Raw genomic sequence first — 15,268 nt, forward strand, 5'->3', positions numbered from 1 at the left:
GGCTCAGTACGACGAAGGAAGGGAAAACTCAGGGTGGCGTAATACACATGATAAAATTTAGGCCTCAGGTCTGCTTTAGTTACTTTCAGAAGAGTGTGTAGCCAGTAAAAACACTTTCATTCAGCCATCAAATCAAGCCCAATCACATGGGCTAGGCGCTCACTATAATAAAAAAATAAGGAATTTTAAACCCAAAACGACACGCTTAGAAAAATAGGGGAAAAGGAGATCCCCTTGCTTTCTCGTCTATTACTTCGCCCTTTCCCGGAGGGGGGATGTCAGAACGTGAGATAGCCCAGCCTCATGTTACCGCCTGAAAAAATGCCACACACGAATTGAAAGCAATCATATCACTCATGTCAGGCCTCAAATCTTGCTCTGATTGACTCGTCGGGAAAGTTCTTCCGCTGACTCTTTTCGCTCGCTGTAGCGATCAACGAGATAAGCTGAACTCCCTCTGGTCAGAAGAGTAAACTTCATCAGTTCTTCCATCACGTCTACAATGCGGTCGTAAAAAGATGATGGTTTCATACGGCCATCCTCATCAAACTCCTGCCAGGCTTTCGCCACTGAGGACTGATTTGGAATGGTGATCATCCGCATCCAACGGCCAAGAATGCGCATCTGGTTTACGGCATTGAAAGACTGAGAGCCACCGCAGACCTGCATAACGGCCAGCGTCTTACCCTGAGAAGGACGAACTGCGCCTTCCGATAGGGGTATCCAGTCAATCTGGGCCTTCATGATGCCGGTCATCGCACCATGCCGCTCAGGTGAGCACCACACCATCCCTTCGCACCAGCGAACCAGCTCCCGTAGCTCCATGACTTTTGGATGGGACTCTGGAGCATCGTCAGGAAGGGGCATACCTGATGGGTTAAAGATACGAACCTCAGCGCCCATAGCGGTTAGCAGACGTGCAGCTTCCTCTGTTGCCAGCCGACTGTAGGAACGTTCGCGTACTGAGCCATAAAGCATCAGAATGCGGGCAGGATGTTGAATGGCAGGAACACCGAATCTCCCCTCGTTAATTGACGTGTCGAATAAACCTCTGCCAACGTTCTTAAGCTCGTCCGTCATTTTATCTCTCCATTTTTTAGATTTATGGCAGTAGTGGAACAATCAGCGCTACCAGTGCAACATTCCTCAGTAAGGAAGGCGATCAGTGCGTCCAGACTTTCATAGTGAGCATGGCAAAAAAGTGTTCGTCCTTGCCGTTCCTGATGTACAAGGGAAACTGAAATCAGCGCTGACAGATGATGGCTTAATGTTGAAGCAGGGATCTCAAGCCGCTTTTGCAGTTCTCCTACAGGTAGCCCCTGATGCCCGGCTTTAACCAGCTCTCTGTACACACTCAGACGTGTTGGATGCCCCAGTTCTTTCAGGGTATCCGCTGCTTTTGAAAGCTCCATAAACACCTTTGTTTTATATTTCCAGAATAATGGAAATATAACCTGTTCCTCTCGAAAGGCCAAGAACATAAACGCTCCGTGTTGTTATAGGGAGGAGGTCGTGCGGATACGGTGTGACCGGCCGTCGGCCCACAAATTCTGCAAGTCAGGGCTGTTGTGGTCAAGATCGTACTTTGTCTGTAGCGCAGGGGGGCAACTATTGAGACTCTCGGAGCCTATATTCAGAGTCAGTCAACGCCTGACCGATCTTTAAATCCCTTCGGGCTTTTTGCCTTATATCCCTGCCCGTATTTTGGCGAGGGTTTACGGCGGGTTTTGCTAAAGGCTGAAAAACTGATCTTTGCCCCGTGCTTTAGCTACGTAAAGCGCTTTATCGGCATGTGTCAGTAGTACGTTAGGCGAGGGCAGTTGGCCAAATGTATGAACTGAAAAACCGATGCTTATAGTCAAGTATCCTGTGCTGGATGCGGAGTGCGGTATTCTCAAATCCCGTACGAGTTGGCATAGCGTCTGCACATACAGCGTTGCCTGGTCTTTGGTCATACCATTGGAGAGAATGACAAATTCTTCGCCACCATACCTGGCTACAAAATCAGCCCCCCGCTTGAAAGACTGACTCAAGCAATCAGCGACACGTATTAGCGCTGCATCGCCTGCCTGATGCCCATAAATATCATTGAATGATTTGAAGTGATCGACATCAATCATGGCGAGCATCAATGAGTCACCATTACGGATGGCAATTTTGCATTGAATGTCGAACTGCGTATCAAAAAAGCGACGATTATAAATCCCGGTGAGTCCATCCTTTATGGAGAGTTGCTCGAAGTGTATTTTCATTTCCTCGAGGGACCGATGCTCATCACGAAGCTGTTGCTGGATTATCATTCTTGGTGTTACGTCTTTTTGGATCCCGATAAAATTGGTTACAGCCCCACTCTCATCATGAATTGGCGATATGCTTAACTCATTCCAAAACATGGTTCCATCCTTGCGGTAGTTTCGCAAGGTTACCAGGCAGTACTCGCCATTTTTAACGGCGTTGCGCACAATCTCCAGCTCTGGCTGTTCCCGATCGTTATTTTGTAGGTATCGGCAGTTGATGTTGGTAATTTCTTCGAAGGAGTAGCCGGTCATTCTCTCGAAAGCCGGGTTTACAAAAATCAAAGGATTGTCGTCTATGGCATTGTCAGAGATGGTGATGCCGTCTCGCGAATCCATAACCGCCTGTTTAAGAATTTCAATCTTCATACAAAGTCCGTTAGTGGGATCGTAGGGAGAACGTTGTTCGTAAGCAACGCAACATCAAGAGAACACACGCGATCAAACCAATTTTACAAGTGTAGTCGTTGAGAAAGGTGCATGTCCGTTTTTTGACATTCGCGATAGTGTCAAAAACGAGGGAGGATCTTCGGGCAACTACAACGCTGAGGACGCTCACATCGCCAGCCTGAAATCACAGATTGCAGAGGCGACCTACAATTTGGAACAAACGACCATTCGAGCACCAAGCGATGGTTAGGATCGTACTGCAGACACAAAAAAAACCGCAATGTGAATTGCGGGTTCAGATTGCTGTAGTGGAACTCATAAACTCTCGGTATTCATTTTTTAAGATTTTCCAGCAATTCATAAATCGTGTTACCCACCTTTTGGATCGCATGCTCAATCTCGCGGGTCATGGGCTTGCTGTAGCTGAGCCGTAGGCAATTGCGGTATTTTCCTGCCGCAGAACTAATAAAACCGACGGCAATCTGTATGCCCTGTGGCAATAAACAGCGGTTCAGACGCAGGCTATCGAATCCGTAAGGCAGCTCCACCCATAACATAAAGCTCCCTTGCGGTCTGCTCAGGCAGGTATTCGGCGGGAAATACTTCATGATCCAACCCGTCATAATGTCGCGATTACGTTGATACTGGCGGCGCATACGGCGTAAATGTTGTAGGTAATGCCCTTGCTTGATGAATTCAGCCATTGCCAACTGCGGCAAGGTGGGAACCCGCCCGGCGGAAATGTACTTCATATGTAACGCTTTTTCCAAGTAACGCCCTGGCGAAATCCAGCCAACCCGCAAGCCGGGCGCAACGGTTTTAGAGAAGGAACTACACAGCAATACGCGGCCATCCTCATCGAAGGAGGCAATGGTCGGCGGGCGAGGGTATTGATAAGCCAGCGCACCATACACATCGTCTTCAATAATCGCCACGTCATAGCGCTGCGCCAGCGTTAACAGCGCTTTCTTGCGCTCATTCGGCATGTTGTAACCCAACGGATTATTACAGGTTGGCGTCAACTGGATGGCTTTAATCGGCCACTGATCCAGCGCCATTTCCAACGCCTCCAGGCTGATCCCCACCACCGGATCGGTGGGGATTTCAATCACCTTCATCCCCATCCCTTTCAGCGTCTGCATCGCGCCATGAAAGCTGGGGGAATCCACCGCCACAATATCGCCAGGTTGGCAAACGGCCCCTAAGGCAATCGCCAGTGCGCCATGGCAGCCAGAGGTGATGATGATATTGTCTGCCGACTGATGATTGCCACTGTCCAGTATCAGGCGGGCAATCTGCTCACGCAGCACCGTGGTGCCGTAAATACTGTCGTAATCCAGCACTTCCTCGCTTTGATGCAGGCTGATACGGGCCAGCAAACGGCTGAGTATTTTCAGGCCTGGGCCAGACAGGTCCGGCGTGCCAACGCCCAGATGCAGCACATTGTCTTGCGCGCTGGCCTGCAAAAACTCCAGCGTATTTTCCCACTGAGATATCTCGACCGGCCTCTGTGTATGGCTGCATAGCGCGGGGAGCGCTGGTAGATTTGAGCTACAGCGCACGAAGTAGCCCGATTTTGGCCGTGCCTCGATCAGCAGGCACTCTTCAAGTTGCCGATAGGCCTGCTGCACGGTGCTGATACTGACTCCGTGCTCATCACTCAACACTCGAACGGAAGGCAGCCGCTCTCCGGGCACATACAGCCCTTCTTTGATGCGTAGGCTAAGGATATCGGCTAATTGTTGGTAGCGAGTCATGGATATCACCGGATAAAGAGAGGGGACCAGTACAGATGGCGCTGATTTTTACCATTCAGACTGTTTAGCACATATCTGTATGGAAATAATAGACAGATTTTGCATCTGTAATGTTTTTCACCCAGGCATCATGCTAAAGGCTCATCGACTGACGGGGAGCTGATTATGAGTAATGTTATTGAAAATCAAATTGATGGCGGCTGCTTGTCAGCTGAGGGAACAAAAAACAAACGCCGTAATATTTTTGTCCGTTTAGGGTTAAAAGCATACAGATGGGCAAATCGATGGAATGAGCGGCGCAAAGCTGCCAATACGCTAGCAAGGCTGAATAGCGATCAGCTAAAGGATATCGGCATGAGCCGGGATGATATCAAGCGAGACTATAGCCGCCCGTTCTGGCGCTGAGCAGGGTTAAGGAGAGTAGAACATGAGAGGGGGCCATAGAAATCTCATTTCAACGGCATGCTGCGCCCATAACTGGCACTCACAAAAAAAGAGGTGGCAAAGACTACCGCCACCAAAAGTCAAAGTCATAGGAAAAGGGAAAGCTTGTTGCCAACGTGGCAATGGCTGAGTTTGTAGGGGGCTGCAACATGCAGCCCTTGCGCCATCACAGCCTCATTAAGGGTAAAGCTGATATTTCTCTCGCAGCTGCAAATAGCTATCCACCCCGGGTTGCCACTGGGCCTCGATGAATTTAACCGTTTCATCAACGGACAGTTTTCTTTCGCTTGCGTCATTGAGCAACGCAACCAGTTTGCTGGTGCCGGTGAGTTTTGCCAGCCACGTCGGGCGTATTAAGAAGAACTCCTCCTGATAATCCAGGTAGTGCGCTTCCTTTGCCGCTGGGATCACCATCTCATAGCCTAGGTTCTTAAACTTGAACCACCAATCGACCAGATAACGTATCGTTGGCTTAACCTGGCTGATGTCGGTAGCCGTCAAAATCTCCCCGCACACTTCCTTGCCTGCCTGTGGCCAACCGGTTTTCTGCTGGTTGATATCCACCTGATAGCAGGTATTGACGTAAAACTGACGCGTAGGAAAACCCAGTTGTTCAAATGGATGGTCTGAACCTCTGCCCATATTGACGCTGGTGGCTTCAAACAGGCCCAGAGAAGGGTAAAGTTGGATAGCCAGATCGCTGCGCAGGTTCGGCGATGGTCGTACTGGCAGTGAATATGGGGTGTCATGCCGGTAGTTAGCCATGCTGATAACCATCAGGTCTTCAGCGGGGAACTGATACTCTTTGATGCCAAAGCCCTGCCAGTTGGTATCGTTGAAATTCGTCAGCCAACCTTCGCCGGTGATCATGCGGGCAAATTCGCCCGAGGTGAGCCCGTGCACCATCGGTATCGGATGCATACCAATCCCCGAGATGTTTGCTTCCTCCAGAATAGGGCCATACACATGGCTGCCGAGCGGGTTGGGCCGGTCGAATACCATCATTTTCTTATGGTATTTTTGCAGGCTTTCCAGCATGTGGTGCAGGGAAATGGTGTAGGTAAAGAAACGAACGCCCACATCCTGCAGATCGTAAATAACGATATCGACATTGGCTAACTGTGCCTCGGTGGGATGGGCGCGAGACCGCCCATCCTCATCCCGGCCATACAAAGACACGATAGGCAGGCCGCTGTGCTTATCGATATGGTTATCGTCGCCCAGCCCGGCATCGGCATTACCACGGATACCGTGTTCTACCGAGAAAAGAGTGGTCACGGTAAATTGATATTTCTCCTGCTCGGCGAGCAATTTATCGATGGTGTGCCGGCCCTGTTTATTGATTGAGCTTTGGTTCACCATCAGGCCGACGCGCTGGTTTTTCAGCAACGGCCCGTAGATTTGTTCCTGATCGACGCCGAGCACTATGCCTGGTACAGCGCTGGCATAGCCAGCGCTGATAGCCAACGACGAGCACAGGAATAATACCGTCAGTAGCAGGTGTCTCATTCCTTGTTTCCCTCCATTAATAGGGTCAAATCCCCGTCAGAAGTTATGCCGCAGTTCCAGCGCCCAGAACCAGAAGTTGTTGCTGGTTTTATCACCGTTCATCCAGGTTTGTTCCGGGCGGTAGTAACTGTCGACAAACAGCGACGTTTGTTTGTTAAACGGATAGATTGCCTGGAAACCGTAACGGCTACGATCTTTCTCTTTATACACCGTTTCCTGATTTCGGGAGTCGCGGAAGCTTTGTGTCCCTTTGGTCAGCGCCAGGCGGGTATAAGGCATTAACATCACGCCACTATCGAACTTGTAACGGTAAATCGCCCACAAGAAATGCTCCTTGTTATACAGCGTATTGACCAGTTGCTCATCGATATACAGATAGTTCAGCCAGAGGGAGTTTTTCTGGTTAAACGTCAGGTTCGCTCCCGCGAAGTGCTCATTGATCTGGCTCCAGTCGCGTTTGTAAACCCCATAATCTCCTTTTGCCCGCGCATAATCCAACTTGCGGTCAATCAGGCGGAAGGAGAGGCTGGCATTAAAGCTCAGGCTATCAGAGTACTTGTAATAGGCTTGTGGACGGATCCAGATCTCGTGCCGCTCCTCGCCCTTGCGGATATCCCCTTTGTATTCCGGTGCTGCCAGAGCTGGGTTACTGATAGAAGGAAAATGCCAGTTGTCGTTACGATAACCGAGGCGCAATTTGGTGTTGCCACTTTTCCCCGCCAGAGTGAATGGAAACGTTCTGGTGACGCCTGCTTGCCAACGTGTGCGGTCATATTCTGGCGTATTATCCAGATAGGTTTTCAAAAACTGAACGTCATACAGCCATAATGAATCATTCTGGTAAATAAAGGCACCGACATAAGGCGAGGTTGCTACGCTGCCACGGATATATTTCCAGCGATCGTCACTGTCTATCTCCTGCTCGGTACCAATATAGGTATCGAAGCGCCAGGTTTGCTGTTTAAGCTTATCCTGTGCGGCTTGCTTTTCTTTTTCTATTTGTTGAATGCGTTTATTGAGTTTGATGATCTCCTGATCATAATCCGTCTCAGACTCATCAGCCAATACCGGTTGTGCCATGAGAATGGCACTGAAAATCACTAGCCCTGTTAAGATCTTCATGTTTTACCTTCAGAGATATTATAATGCTGTTAATCCGTAACCGCGTGGGTAGAGCACGTTATTATTATCTGGTGTTTTAATATCAACCGGTAATTTACCGTGAGGCGTTGCGAGGCTCTCCCCTGTTGGCCCCTTGAATAGCGTTCTTAAACCGCTGCGAATGTTGGTTTCCAGGCTGTTACGGACGTTATTGGTCACATCAAAACCGGTAATACCATAAATCGCAATATTGGCTTTTACGCCCGATAAATAAGCGATGTCATAGGGATTACGCGTTGCAATAACGACCAGAGGGATATTTTGTTTATTGGCGACGTCGATGATGCGTTGGGCGTTGGCCGGGTTGAGTTTCAGGTTGTAGGTGGCCAGGATAACCAACTGTTGATCTTGCAGTTGCTGCTCAATTTCTTCCGTTGTTAATGTGTCCTGATCCAGCTTAACTACCTGATCCTTGACGTTTAAGCCCACTTTCAACTCATTGGCAATCTGAGCTAAATGCTTGTTGATTAACTCATTGCGCGGGCCTTCGTCTGAAAAGACCATGATGTTGTTTTGTGCTTTAAGCGCATAAGGCAGCACCCGGTCGTTTTTGATCAGCGTAATCGCCTGCTCCGAAATGGCGTTTTCCAGATCCTTGTGCGCCTTGGAGGCGACAATGGTTTCAGCCGTGGCAGCATCATGAGGCGCAGGGGAGATGCGTTTGCTGAGCTTGGTATAAATCACCCGCTGCGCAGAATCTTCAATGCGTCGCTTCAGCACCGGATCTTTTTCCGCTTCGGCCTGCAAATAAGCATACAGTTCGCCGAGTTGTTCAATACTGGCGCTGTCTTTAATCCCTATAGGCATCAAGACAATATCATTACCGGCTAAAATAGCCTGCTTGATGGACCAATGACGGTCAAAATTGCCGGTAATGGCCCCCATGTCCATGGCATCCGTCAGGATCAGCCCATCAAACTTGAGTTGATTACGCAGGGTATCGGTCAAGATTGCTTTGGATAAGGTGGCCGGGGTACCGATTTTCTCTCCCTTGATGTTGGTCAGGAGGGTGCTATCAAGCGCTGGCACCACCACATGGGCGGTCATGATGGCATCGGTATCGGGCATCACGTCGACAAAGGGTTTCAGTTCGGTCTGTTGCCATGAAGCCTTATCCGTGTTGACGCTGGGGAGGGCAAAATGGGTATCCGAGGCGACGTTGCCATGCCCAGGGAAGTGCTTCAGAGAGGTGAGCACCGGATATTGGTGAATACCTTCGATATAGCTGCGAGCTAATTGCCCAACCAGAATCGGATCGTCGGAATAAGAGCGAACGCCGATGACTGGATTATTCTGGTTGTTATTCACATCCACTACCGGCCCAAAGTTAAAGTTAAACCCAAGGCTGGTTAACTCATAACCATGAATATTCCCAGCCTGTTTGGCTAAATCGGCCACACCGGTAGCCCCCAAGGCCATATTGCCCGGCATCTCGGTGCCCACACGTAGACGAGTAACATATCCGCCTTCCTGATCGGTACTGATAAACAGCGGTAAATTAGTCCGTGCATGCTGGAAATTATTAATCAACTCAACCGTTTGTGGGGTATTAATCAGATTTTCACGGAACAGGATCACTGAGCCCAAATGATAGTCAGTCATCATTTTACTGACGTGGGTATTCATCTCAATAAAAGGCGTTTTACTTTCGCTACTGTTTTCATCCCAGGAACGAATGTCAACCATCAACATTTGCCCGAGTTTTTCTGCAAAACTCATGTCGGTACTGAGCTTTTCAGCCGCGTCTTTAGGGGAAAGCCACATTTCTTTTAGTTGGGCTTCTGGAATAGCGGCAGCGTAGCTTCCGGCACTAAATAAAAAGATGGCCGGTATTATTTTTTTCATGGGATGACTCCGAGGTATCAATTTCCGGCGATTGTACATTCCAAAGCAGGTAATAAAGTGATAATTATCACAGTTGATCGATTCGTGTTTGTGATGTGGAAAGGAATAATGCCGGTTTTTTATACCAGCATTGTATCGACCAGCTTGATTGGTAAAGGGGGCGAGCAAAGAATAACCCTTTAAGGGCAAGAATATCTTGCGCTAATTATTTTAATCCCGTCATAAAAAGTTAAGATAATTCTTGTCATTGTTTTAATGGTATTCGGTTTTTTCTGCTGGTCAGTCGTCCAGATTATTAATGGTCATGCTCGCATTCAGCACCAGAGGTTTGGCTATCTCTTTGCGCCGTTGCATTAACGCCAGGAAAATCAAATCCGTCAGGGTATTTTGCGCGGTTCTGGACGAAATCGAAGAACTCCGCCACTCGTTTTCATCAGAGACACTTTCCAGTACATAATCGGCTATTTTGGCTAAAGGATTGTCCTTGCTGCCGGTTATGGCGACCACCGTCGCTCCCTGTGCTTTTGCCATCGAGGCAGCGATATGCATATCTTTCCTACGGCCACTGAAAGAAATGACGATTTGAACGTCTTTGGGGGTTAGCGCCTGCGCGGTGGCGATCTGGACGTGAAGGTCGGCTTCCACCAGGCTCAGGATTCCGATCTTTTGTAATTTGTAGCTCAAATCTTTGGCGGTGAGACCCGAGCCCCAAATACCCACGATCTGCACGCGTTGAGCGTTATCGATGATATCAACCACCCGTTGGAAAAGGGGGAAATCGATCCTTTTTGTCGTCTCTACGATGGCGGTATTTTTCTCATGAGCCAGTTTTTGTGCCACCACCATCAAAGAATCTTCCGACGAGATGGCGTTATGCAAGGCCTTATGCGGAGAGGACTTGAACAGGTTATTTCTGCCCAGCTCCTCACTGATGGCAATTTTCAGTGCGGGGAAGCCTTTCATGCCGATTTTCTGGCTAAACTTGACGATGGCAGACTGGCTGACCCCAGCATCTTCAGCAAACTGGGATGAAGACATGCTCAGGACGGCTTCCGGGTTATCAAGGATATATTTAGCGATTTTTTGCTGGTTTTCGGCCAGGCTTGGCAGCAACCAGGTGATTTCGTTCAGGACTGACATCAACAATATCTCCACAGTGTGTAATAGATTATTCCAGTTCGGGGGCTTTTCATTTCTTTGACTTATTTATTTGAAATTGTTGAAAATTAAAATTTAAATGGCGGTTTTTTTTGCGCTTTATTCCTGCTTTACCTCGCGCCTGGAATCGACTTACCGTGACGATTATCACATTTGCCGAATAAATAATTCCTTAACATTGTCGAAAATCTTAACCCATTGGAAGCCCCTATGAAGATAAATTTAAGCCAGATGGTGACGGAAAGCCGCAACCCGGCCAGTTCGCAAATTGATACGTTGCCCACTCTGGATATGCTCGCCGTGATCAACAGCGAAGACCAAAAAGTGCCGCTGGCGGTAGCTGCTACCTTGCCAGCAATCGCCAGGGTAGTGGATCTGGTGGTAGACGCTTTTGCCTGCGGTGGCCGATTGATTTATTGCGGTGCGGGTACTTCTGGCCGGTTGGGTATCCTGGATGCCAGTGAGTGCCCACCAACATACGGTACACCGCGTGAGCAGGTGGTTGGGCTGATCGCAGGGGGTCATACCGCGATTTTGCAGGCAGTGGAAAATGCTGAAGATAATCCGCAAATGGGCGAACAGGATCTGCGTAATCTCGGTTTCAATGCTCGTGATGTGCTGGTTGGTATCGCGGCGAGTGGCCGCACCCCTTATGTACTGGGGGCTATGGCGTATGCTCGTAGCGTTGGGGCAACTGCCGTGGCCATCTCATGCAATCCAAATAGCGCAATGAGCCAGGCGGCGGATATCGCCATTGAACCGGTGGTGGGCCCTGAAGTGGTGACGGGGTCGTCGCGCATGAAAGCGGGAACGGCGCAGAAGTTAATTCTGAATATGATCACCACCGGTGCGATGATCCGCAGCGGCAAGGTTTACAGCAACCTGATGGTCGATGTGGAGGCCACCAACGCCAAGCTTATACAGCGCCAGGTTAATATCGTGGTCGAAGCCACCGAGTGCAGCCCAGAGGAGGCGGAAGAGGCACTTAATCAATGTCAGCGTCACTGCAAAACCGCGATTGTGATGATCCTCGGCGGCTTGTCTGCCCCTGAGGCCAGCGCGGTTTTGAGTAAAAACAAAGGATTTATCCGTCAAGCACTGCAAGGGATACAGGCATAACCATGGCGAAAATAACCGTTCCTATGATAGAGCAAATTTTACTTCTGGTCGGCGGCAGTAAAAATATCATTATCTGCGGTAACTGCATGACCAGGCTGCGTCTGACGTTAAAAGATCGTCAGCAGATACGGCTCGATGAGTTGAAGAAGATCCCTGGCGTGATGGGGGTAGTTAACGGCGACGATCAACTGCAGGTTATCCTCGGCCCTGGCAAAGCGCAAACTGCCAGCGAGATGATGAATGCGTTGTTAGCGGCGCAGCCGCAGCAGGAACGGGGGAATGCCGAGCAAGCTGACTTGCAGGCCTTGGCAAGTGAAAACAAGCAGCAGATGAAAGCCAAGCAAAATAGCGCGGTGCATAATTTTCTGACTAAGTTTGCCACGATTTTTACGCCGTTGATCCCAGGTTTTATTGCCGCAGGGTTGTTGTTGGGGATCGCTACCCTGATGCAGCAAACGCTGATCGTGGAGGGCGTAGCACCGGCCGCATGGCTCAAAGGGCTGATCGCTTACATGAAAGTGTTCAGCATCGGTTTGTTTACCTTCCTCAGTATCCTGATTGGCTTTAATACTCAGAAGGCCTTTGGTGGCACTGGGGTTAACGGTGCGATCATCGCTTCGCTGTTTGTTTTACGCTATGTGCCAGAAGGGACTACCGGCTACTACGCAGGGATGAGCGACTTTTTTGGGCTGGCGATCGACCCACGCGGTAACATCATTGGGGTTCTACTGGCCTGTATCTTGGGCGCATGGATCGAAAGGCAGGTACGCCGGATGATCCCCGATAATTTGGATATGATCCTGACCTCGTCAATTACCCTGCTGATCACTGGCGCCATTACCTTTGTGGTGATTATGCCGGTTGGCGGTGAATTGTTTAAGGGCATGTCATGGCTGTTTATGCACCTGAACGGCAACCCGTTCGGCACCGCCATTCTGGCCGGGTTGTTCCTGATCGCCGTCGTGTTTGGCATTCATCAGGGCTTTGTGCCGGTTTACTTTGCCTTGATGGATGCGCAGGGCTTTAACTCGCTGTTCCCTATTCTGGCGATGGCCGGTGCAGGGCAGGTGGGGGCGTCGCTGGCACTGTTTGCTCGCTCGCCTAAAGGCTCTCTGCTGCGTACCCAGATTAAGGGGGCCATTTTCCCCGGCCTGCTGGGGATTGGTGAGCCGCTGATTTACGGTGTCACCTTACCGCGCCTGAAGCCATTCGTTACCGCCTGTCTCGGTGGCGCGGTCGGTGGTTTCTTTATCGGTCTGGTTGCCTGGATGGGGTTGCCGGTGGGGCTGAATACGGTGTTTGGTCCTTCGGGTCTGGTGTCGATTCCATTAATGACCTCAGCCAAGGGGATCTTCGCCGGCATGCTGGTGTATGTCGCCGGTATATTGATCTCCTATATTGCCGGATTTATTCTGACCTGGCTGTTTGGCAGTAAAGATGTTGATTTAAGCTGATTTTAAGTTGAATTAATCCTCTATCGCACGATGGCCCGGCTTACCGGGCCATACACCACTTGATTGTTTTTTTTGTGAAAAAATCAATAAATTATCTATGTCTTGGTGTGCGTTGATTCCTCTGTGAACTCAGCAGTATTACCATTGAGTTTGCCATCTCTGCGGTTAACCCAGCATTTAATTTTTTATTATAAAAAATTAAAAATATTATTCTGTTAATTATCAATCATTAAATTGATTGGTTTATCACGATGTTGTAGCCTCCGATACATCAATGACTCTCATTGAAGTGCAATCTATTATTCCCCCGTAATTTGAAGAGCGATAGGCATAAAAAGTAAGACCGCCGCTCTCAACACTGAAGATTATTTTTTATCAGGTGACAAATGCGACATCCACAAAGTCCATTACCATTGGCTTGCCCAGTGGGGCTAGCCTTATTGCCTCTAGGACTGCTACTGATTTGGTTGATATTTCTTAGTCCGTTCGCCTTACCTAACATGGGCGGAAGCGGCCTGAAACTGCCGCATAGTATCCTGACTTGGGCTGTGATGGCTGCCGTCACGGCCACCCTCTGGCTGACACTATCGGCTAACTCTTCCATCTCGCTTAGCGTAACGGCACGTTGGCTGCTGCTGGCCGTGGTGATCCTGGCAATTCCCCTATTATATACCTCTCCCCATTGGCAGAGTGCTGGGCTGGCACGCTGGCTTGGGTTGGCTGGCGGTTGGGTTTTTTACGTCTCATGGATGCAATATCGCCCACCGCACTTTGCCCGCCACTGGCTATTTTACGCCATTCTACTGGCCGCTGTATTACAGGCGTTGATTGCCCTGTTGCAATTGACCTTACCGGGAGCCGTACCAGCCTGGTTTGACTACCCAATGAAAGACGGCCGGCCTTATGGGGTCTTCCAGCAGGTGAATGTTCTGGCCAGCTTTATCGCTTGCGGATTAGCACTGGCATTAATGCTGTTGTTGTTGCCTGATTTTTCCTTAACTCAGCCAAAAGCAGAACGATACAGACGCTATGCCTTGGGGGTGGTGCTGGTGCTGTTCCCCGCATTATTGGTGTGGTTACAGTCACGGATAGGCTGGCTTGGCGGCGGTATCAGCGGGGCGTTGTTGCTCTGTTTGGGATGGCGGCAGGCAAAAAAGCTCACGGGTATCGCAACAGGCCTAATGCTTTTGGGTATCACTATCGCCTTGATTTTTCGTGTGAGCGGAGGAATTGAAACGGTTGAACACGCCGCGTCAAACCAGGCCCGGCTGATGATGTTACTGGACAGCCTGAAGATGATTGCCGAAAAGCCCTGGCTGGGTTGGGGTTACGGTGGATTCGAATATAGCTTTCAGCACTATCGCCTGGCTGCCGGATTATCCACATTGGGGCTTGGTGTGGTGCGCCATCCGCATAATGAAATCTTGCTGTGGTGGGTTGAAGGGGGCATGGTTGCCTTGGCAGGCATGGTGATCTTACTGTGTGCCGGTATCAGGTTGCTCCGGCTATCCTGGCGAAAAAAAGGCGCAAGCCTGGCGTTGGCCATCGTGCTGCTCCCTTTGCTGTTACACAGCCAAACGGAATACCCGTTTATGCTGTCTAGCGCACATTGGGCGATTTTTTTACTGCTGCTGGCACAGTGGGATCGTCAAACCGATAAGGCCTTAGAGCGTGCCACTTTATCCTTGGCAACTAACTCTTTTTTAAGAACCGTAGTGCCCATGGCTTCAGCCGCCGTCTGCATAGTGGCCAGTATTGGGCTATATGCCAATTTGTCTTTAACTACCTTTGAACGTAATCACTTTGCGGATATTCAGCCAGCTCGCCGTGCAATGGCGTTTGATCCTTGGGTGAATACCGAGCGCTGGCAATACGATCAACAGACCCATGCGTTGCTAATGTATAACCAGACCCGCGATCCCCGCCTGCTTGAAAACTATGCCCAATGGGCTCAGGGCTATCTTGCTCAGCGGATCGATAAAAATGTTTATGCTTCATGGTTGGCTATCGCGCAATATCAACAGGATACCGCCACCTTCCGGCGTTTACACCAGGAAGCAAAGGCATTATTTCCCACCGACCCACGGTTTTTAACCGATTTGCCTGAGTGAAGTGCGATAAGTTTATACGGGCATGC

12 protein-coding genes and 1 pseudogene are annotated in these 15,268 nt (G+C 49.7%); 5 read left to right on the plus strand and 8 right to left on the minus strand.

Going from position 1 to position 15,268, the window contains the following annotated elements; translation table 11 throughout:
• Positions 1-366 precede the first annotated feature (366 nt).
• The 3 genes from arsH to AC6HVW_RS06870 all read right to left on the minus strand — a co-directional run bounded on the left by arsH (position 367) and on the right by AC6HVW_RS06870 (position 2,663).
• Positions 367-1,080 (minus strand): arsenical resistance protein ArsH, encoded by a 714-nt coding sequence (arsH, locus tag AC6HVW_RS06860; RefSeq protein WP_071682325.1) that lies wholly within the window; start codon positions 1,078-1,080, stop codon positions 367-369.
• Complete coding sequence (locus AC6HVW_RS06865; RefSeq protein WP_071682362.1) at positions 1,077-1,412, minus strand: ArsR/SmtB family transcription factor; 336 nt, start codon at positions 1,410-1,412, stop codon at positions 1,077-1,079. Before AC6HVW_RS06865 ends, arsH begins: the two co-directional genes overlap by 4 nt.
• Positions 1,413-1,730: 318 nt before the next feature.
• Entirely contained in the window at positions 1,731-2,663 is a 933-nt protein-coding gene (locus tag AC6HVW_RS06870; RefSeq protein ID WP_179252193.1) for a GGDEF domain-containing protein, read from the minus strand.
• Positions 2,664-2,841: 178 nt separating this feature from the next.
• On the opposite strand from AC6HVW_RS06870, the pseudogene AC6HVW_RS06875 reads away from it, so the two are divergent.
• A pseudogene (locus AC6HVW_RS06875) lies at positions 2,842-2,931 on the plus strand (hypothetical protein); the annotation flags it as partial.
• 85 nt (positions 2,932-3,016) lie between these two features.
• Here AC6HVW_RS06875 and AC6HVW_RS06880 read toward each other — a convergent pair.
• Positions 3,017-4,441, minus strand: a complete 1,425-nt coding sequence (locus AC6HVW_RS06880) for an aminotransferase-like domain-containing protein (protein WP_071682323.1) — start codon at positions 4,439-4,441, stop codon at positions 3,017-3,019.
• 165 nt (positions 4,442-4,606) lie between these two features.
• On the opposite strand from AC6HVW_RS06880, the gene AC6HVW_RS06885 reads away from it, so the two are divergent.
• Positions 4,607-4,846 (plus strand): DUF1127 domain-containing protein, encoded by a 240-nt coding sequence (locus AC6HVW_RS06885; protein ID WP_071682322.1) that lies wholly within the window; start codon positions 4,607-4,609, stop codon positions 4,844-4,846.
• Positions 4,847-5,062: 216 nt separating this feature from the next.
• On the opposite strand, the gene AC6HVW_RS06890 is transcribed toward AC6HVW_RS06885, so the two are convergent.
• The 4 genes from AC6HVW_RS06890 to AC6HVW_RS06905 all read right to left on the minus strand — a co-directional run bounded on the left by AC6HVW_RS06890 (position 5,063) and on the right by AC6HVW_RS06905 (position 10,540).
• Positions 5,063-6,394, minus strand: a complete 1,332-nt coding sequence (locus AC6HVW_RS06890) for an exo-beta-N-acetylmuramidase NamZ family protein (protein ID WP_071682321.1) — start codon at positions 6,392-6,394, stop codon at positions 5,063-5,065.
• A 36-nt stretch (positions 6,395-6,430) separates the two neighbouring features.
• On the minus strand, positions 6,431-7,516 hold the full coding sequence (locus AC6HVW_RS06895) for a hypothetical protein (RefSeq protein ID WP_071682320.1): 1,086 nt from the start codon (positions 7,514-7,516) through the stop codon (positions 6,431-6,433).
• A gap of 18 nt (positions 7,517-7,534) precedes the next feature.
• On the minus strand, positions 7,535-9,400 hold the full coding sequence (locus tag AC6HVW_RS06900; RefSeq protein WP_071682319.1) for a glycoside hydrolase family 3 protein: 1,866 nt from the start codon (positions 9,398-9,400) through the stop codon (positions 7,535-7,537).
• Positions 9,401-9,679: 279 nt separating this feature from the next.
• Entirely contained in the window at positions 9,680-10,540 is an 861-nt protein-coding gene (locus AC6HVW_RS06905) for an SIS domain-containing protein (protein ID WP_071682318.1), read from the minus strand.
• 228 nt (positions 10,541-10,768) lie between these two features.
• On the opposite strand from AC6HVW_RS06905, the gene murQ reads away from it, so the two are divergent.
• The 3 genes from murQ (at position 10,769) to AC6HVW_RS06920 (ending at position 15,242) form a co-directional block, all read left to right on the plus strand.
• Complete coding sequence (gene murQ / locus AC6HVW_RS06910; RefSeq protein WP_021805385.1) at positions 10,769-11,677, plus strand: N-acetylmuramic acid 6-phosphate etherase; 909 nt, start codon at positions 10,769-10,771, stop codon at positions 11,675-11,677.
• A gap of 2 nt (positions 11,678-11,679) precedes the next feature.
• Complete coding sequence (gene murP, locus AC6HVW_RS06915) at positions 11,680-13,131, plus strand: PTS N-acetylmuramic acid transporter subunit IIBC (RefSeq protein WP_071682317.1); 1,452 nt, start codon at positions 11,680-11,682, stop codon at positions 13,129-13,131.
• Between the two features lie 551 nt (positions 13,132-13,682).
• On the plus strand, positions 13,683-15,242 hold the full coding sequence (locus tag AC6HVW_RS06920) for a PglL family O-oligosaccharyltransferase (RefSeq protein WP_497569309.1): 1,560 nt from the start codon (positions 13,683-13,685) through the stop codon (positions 15,240-15,242).
• Positions 15,243-15,268 lie beyond the last annotated feature (26 nt).

This window comes from Serratia sp. NCCP-200 (genome assembly GCF_059697885.1).

Bases quoted from the DNA above. Each gene is read 5' to 3' on its own strand.
- murQ (WP_021805385.1), top strand. From the start codon at position 10,769: ATGAAGATAAATTTAAGCCAGATGGTGACGGAAAGCCGCAACCCGGCC.
- AC6HVW_RS06880 (WP_071682323.1), bottom strand. From the start codon at position 4,441: ATGACTCGCTACCAACAATTAGCCGATATCCTTAGCCTACGCATCAAA.
- arsH (WP_071682325.1), bottom strand. From the start codon at position 1,080: ATGACGGACGAGCTTAAGAACGTTGGCAGAGGTTTATTCGACACGTCA.
- AC6HVW_RS06865 (WP_071682362.1), bottom strand. From the start codon at position 1,412: ATGGAGCTTTCAAAAGCAGCGGATACCCTGAAAGAACTGGGGCATCCA.
- AC6HVW_RS06885 (WP_071682322.1), top strand. From the start codon at position 4,607: ATGAGTAATGTTATTGAAAATCAAATTGATGGCGGCTGCTTGTCAGCT.
- AC6HVW_RS06920 (WP_497569309.1), top strand. From the start codon at position 13,683: ATGGCTGCCGTCACGGCCACCCTCTGGCTGACACTATCGGCTAACTCT.
- AC6HVW_RS06905 (WP_071682318.1), bottom strand. From the start codon at position 10,540: ATGTCAGTCCTGAACGAAATCACCTGGTTGCTGCCAAGCCTGGCCGAA.
- AC6HVW_RS06890 (WP_071682321.1), bottom strand. From the start codon at position 6,394: ATGAGACACCTGCTACTGACGGTATTATTCCTGTGCTCGTCGTTGGCT.
- murP (WP_071682317.1), top strand. From the start codon at position 11,680: ATGGCGAAAATAACCGTTCCTATGATAGAGCAAATTTTACTTCTGGTC.
- AC6HVW_RS06870 (WP_179252193.1), bottom strand. From the start codon at position 2,663: ATGAAGATTGAAATTCTTAAACAGGCGGTTATGGATTCGCGAGACGGC.
- AC6HVW_RS06900 (WP_071682319.1), bottom strand. From the start codon at position 9,400: ATGAAAAAAATAATACCGGCCATCTTTTTATTTAGTGCCGGAAGCTAC.
- AC6HVW_RS06895 (WP_071682320.1), bottom strand. From the start codon at position 7,516: ATGAAGATCTTAACAGGGCTAGTGATTTTCAGTGCCATTCTCATGGCA.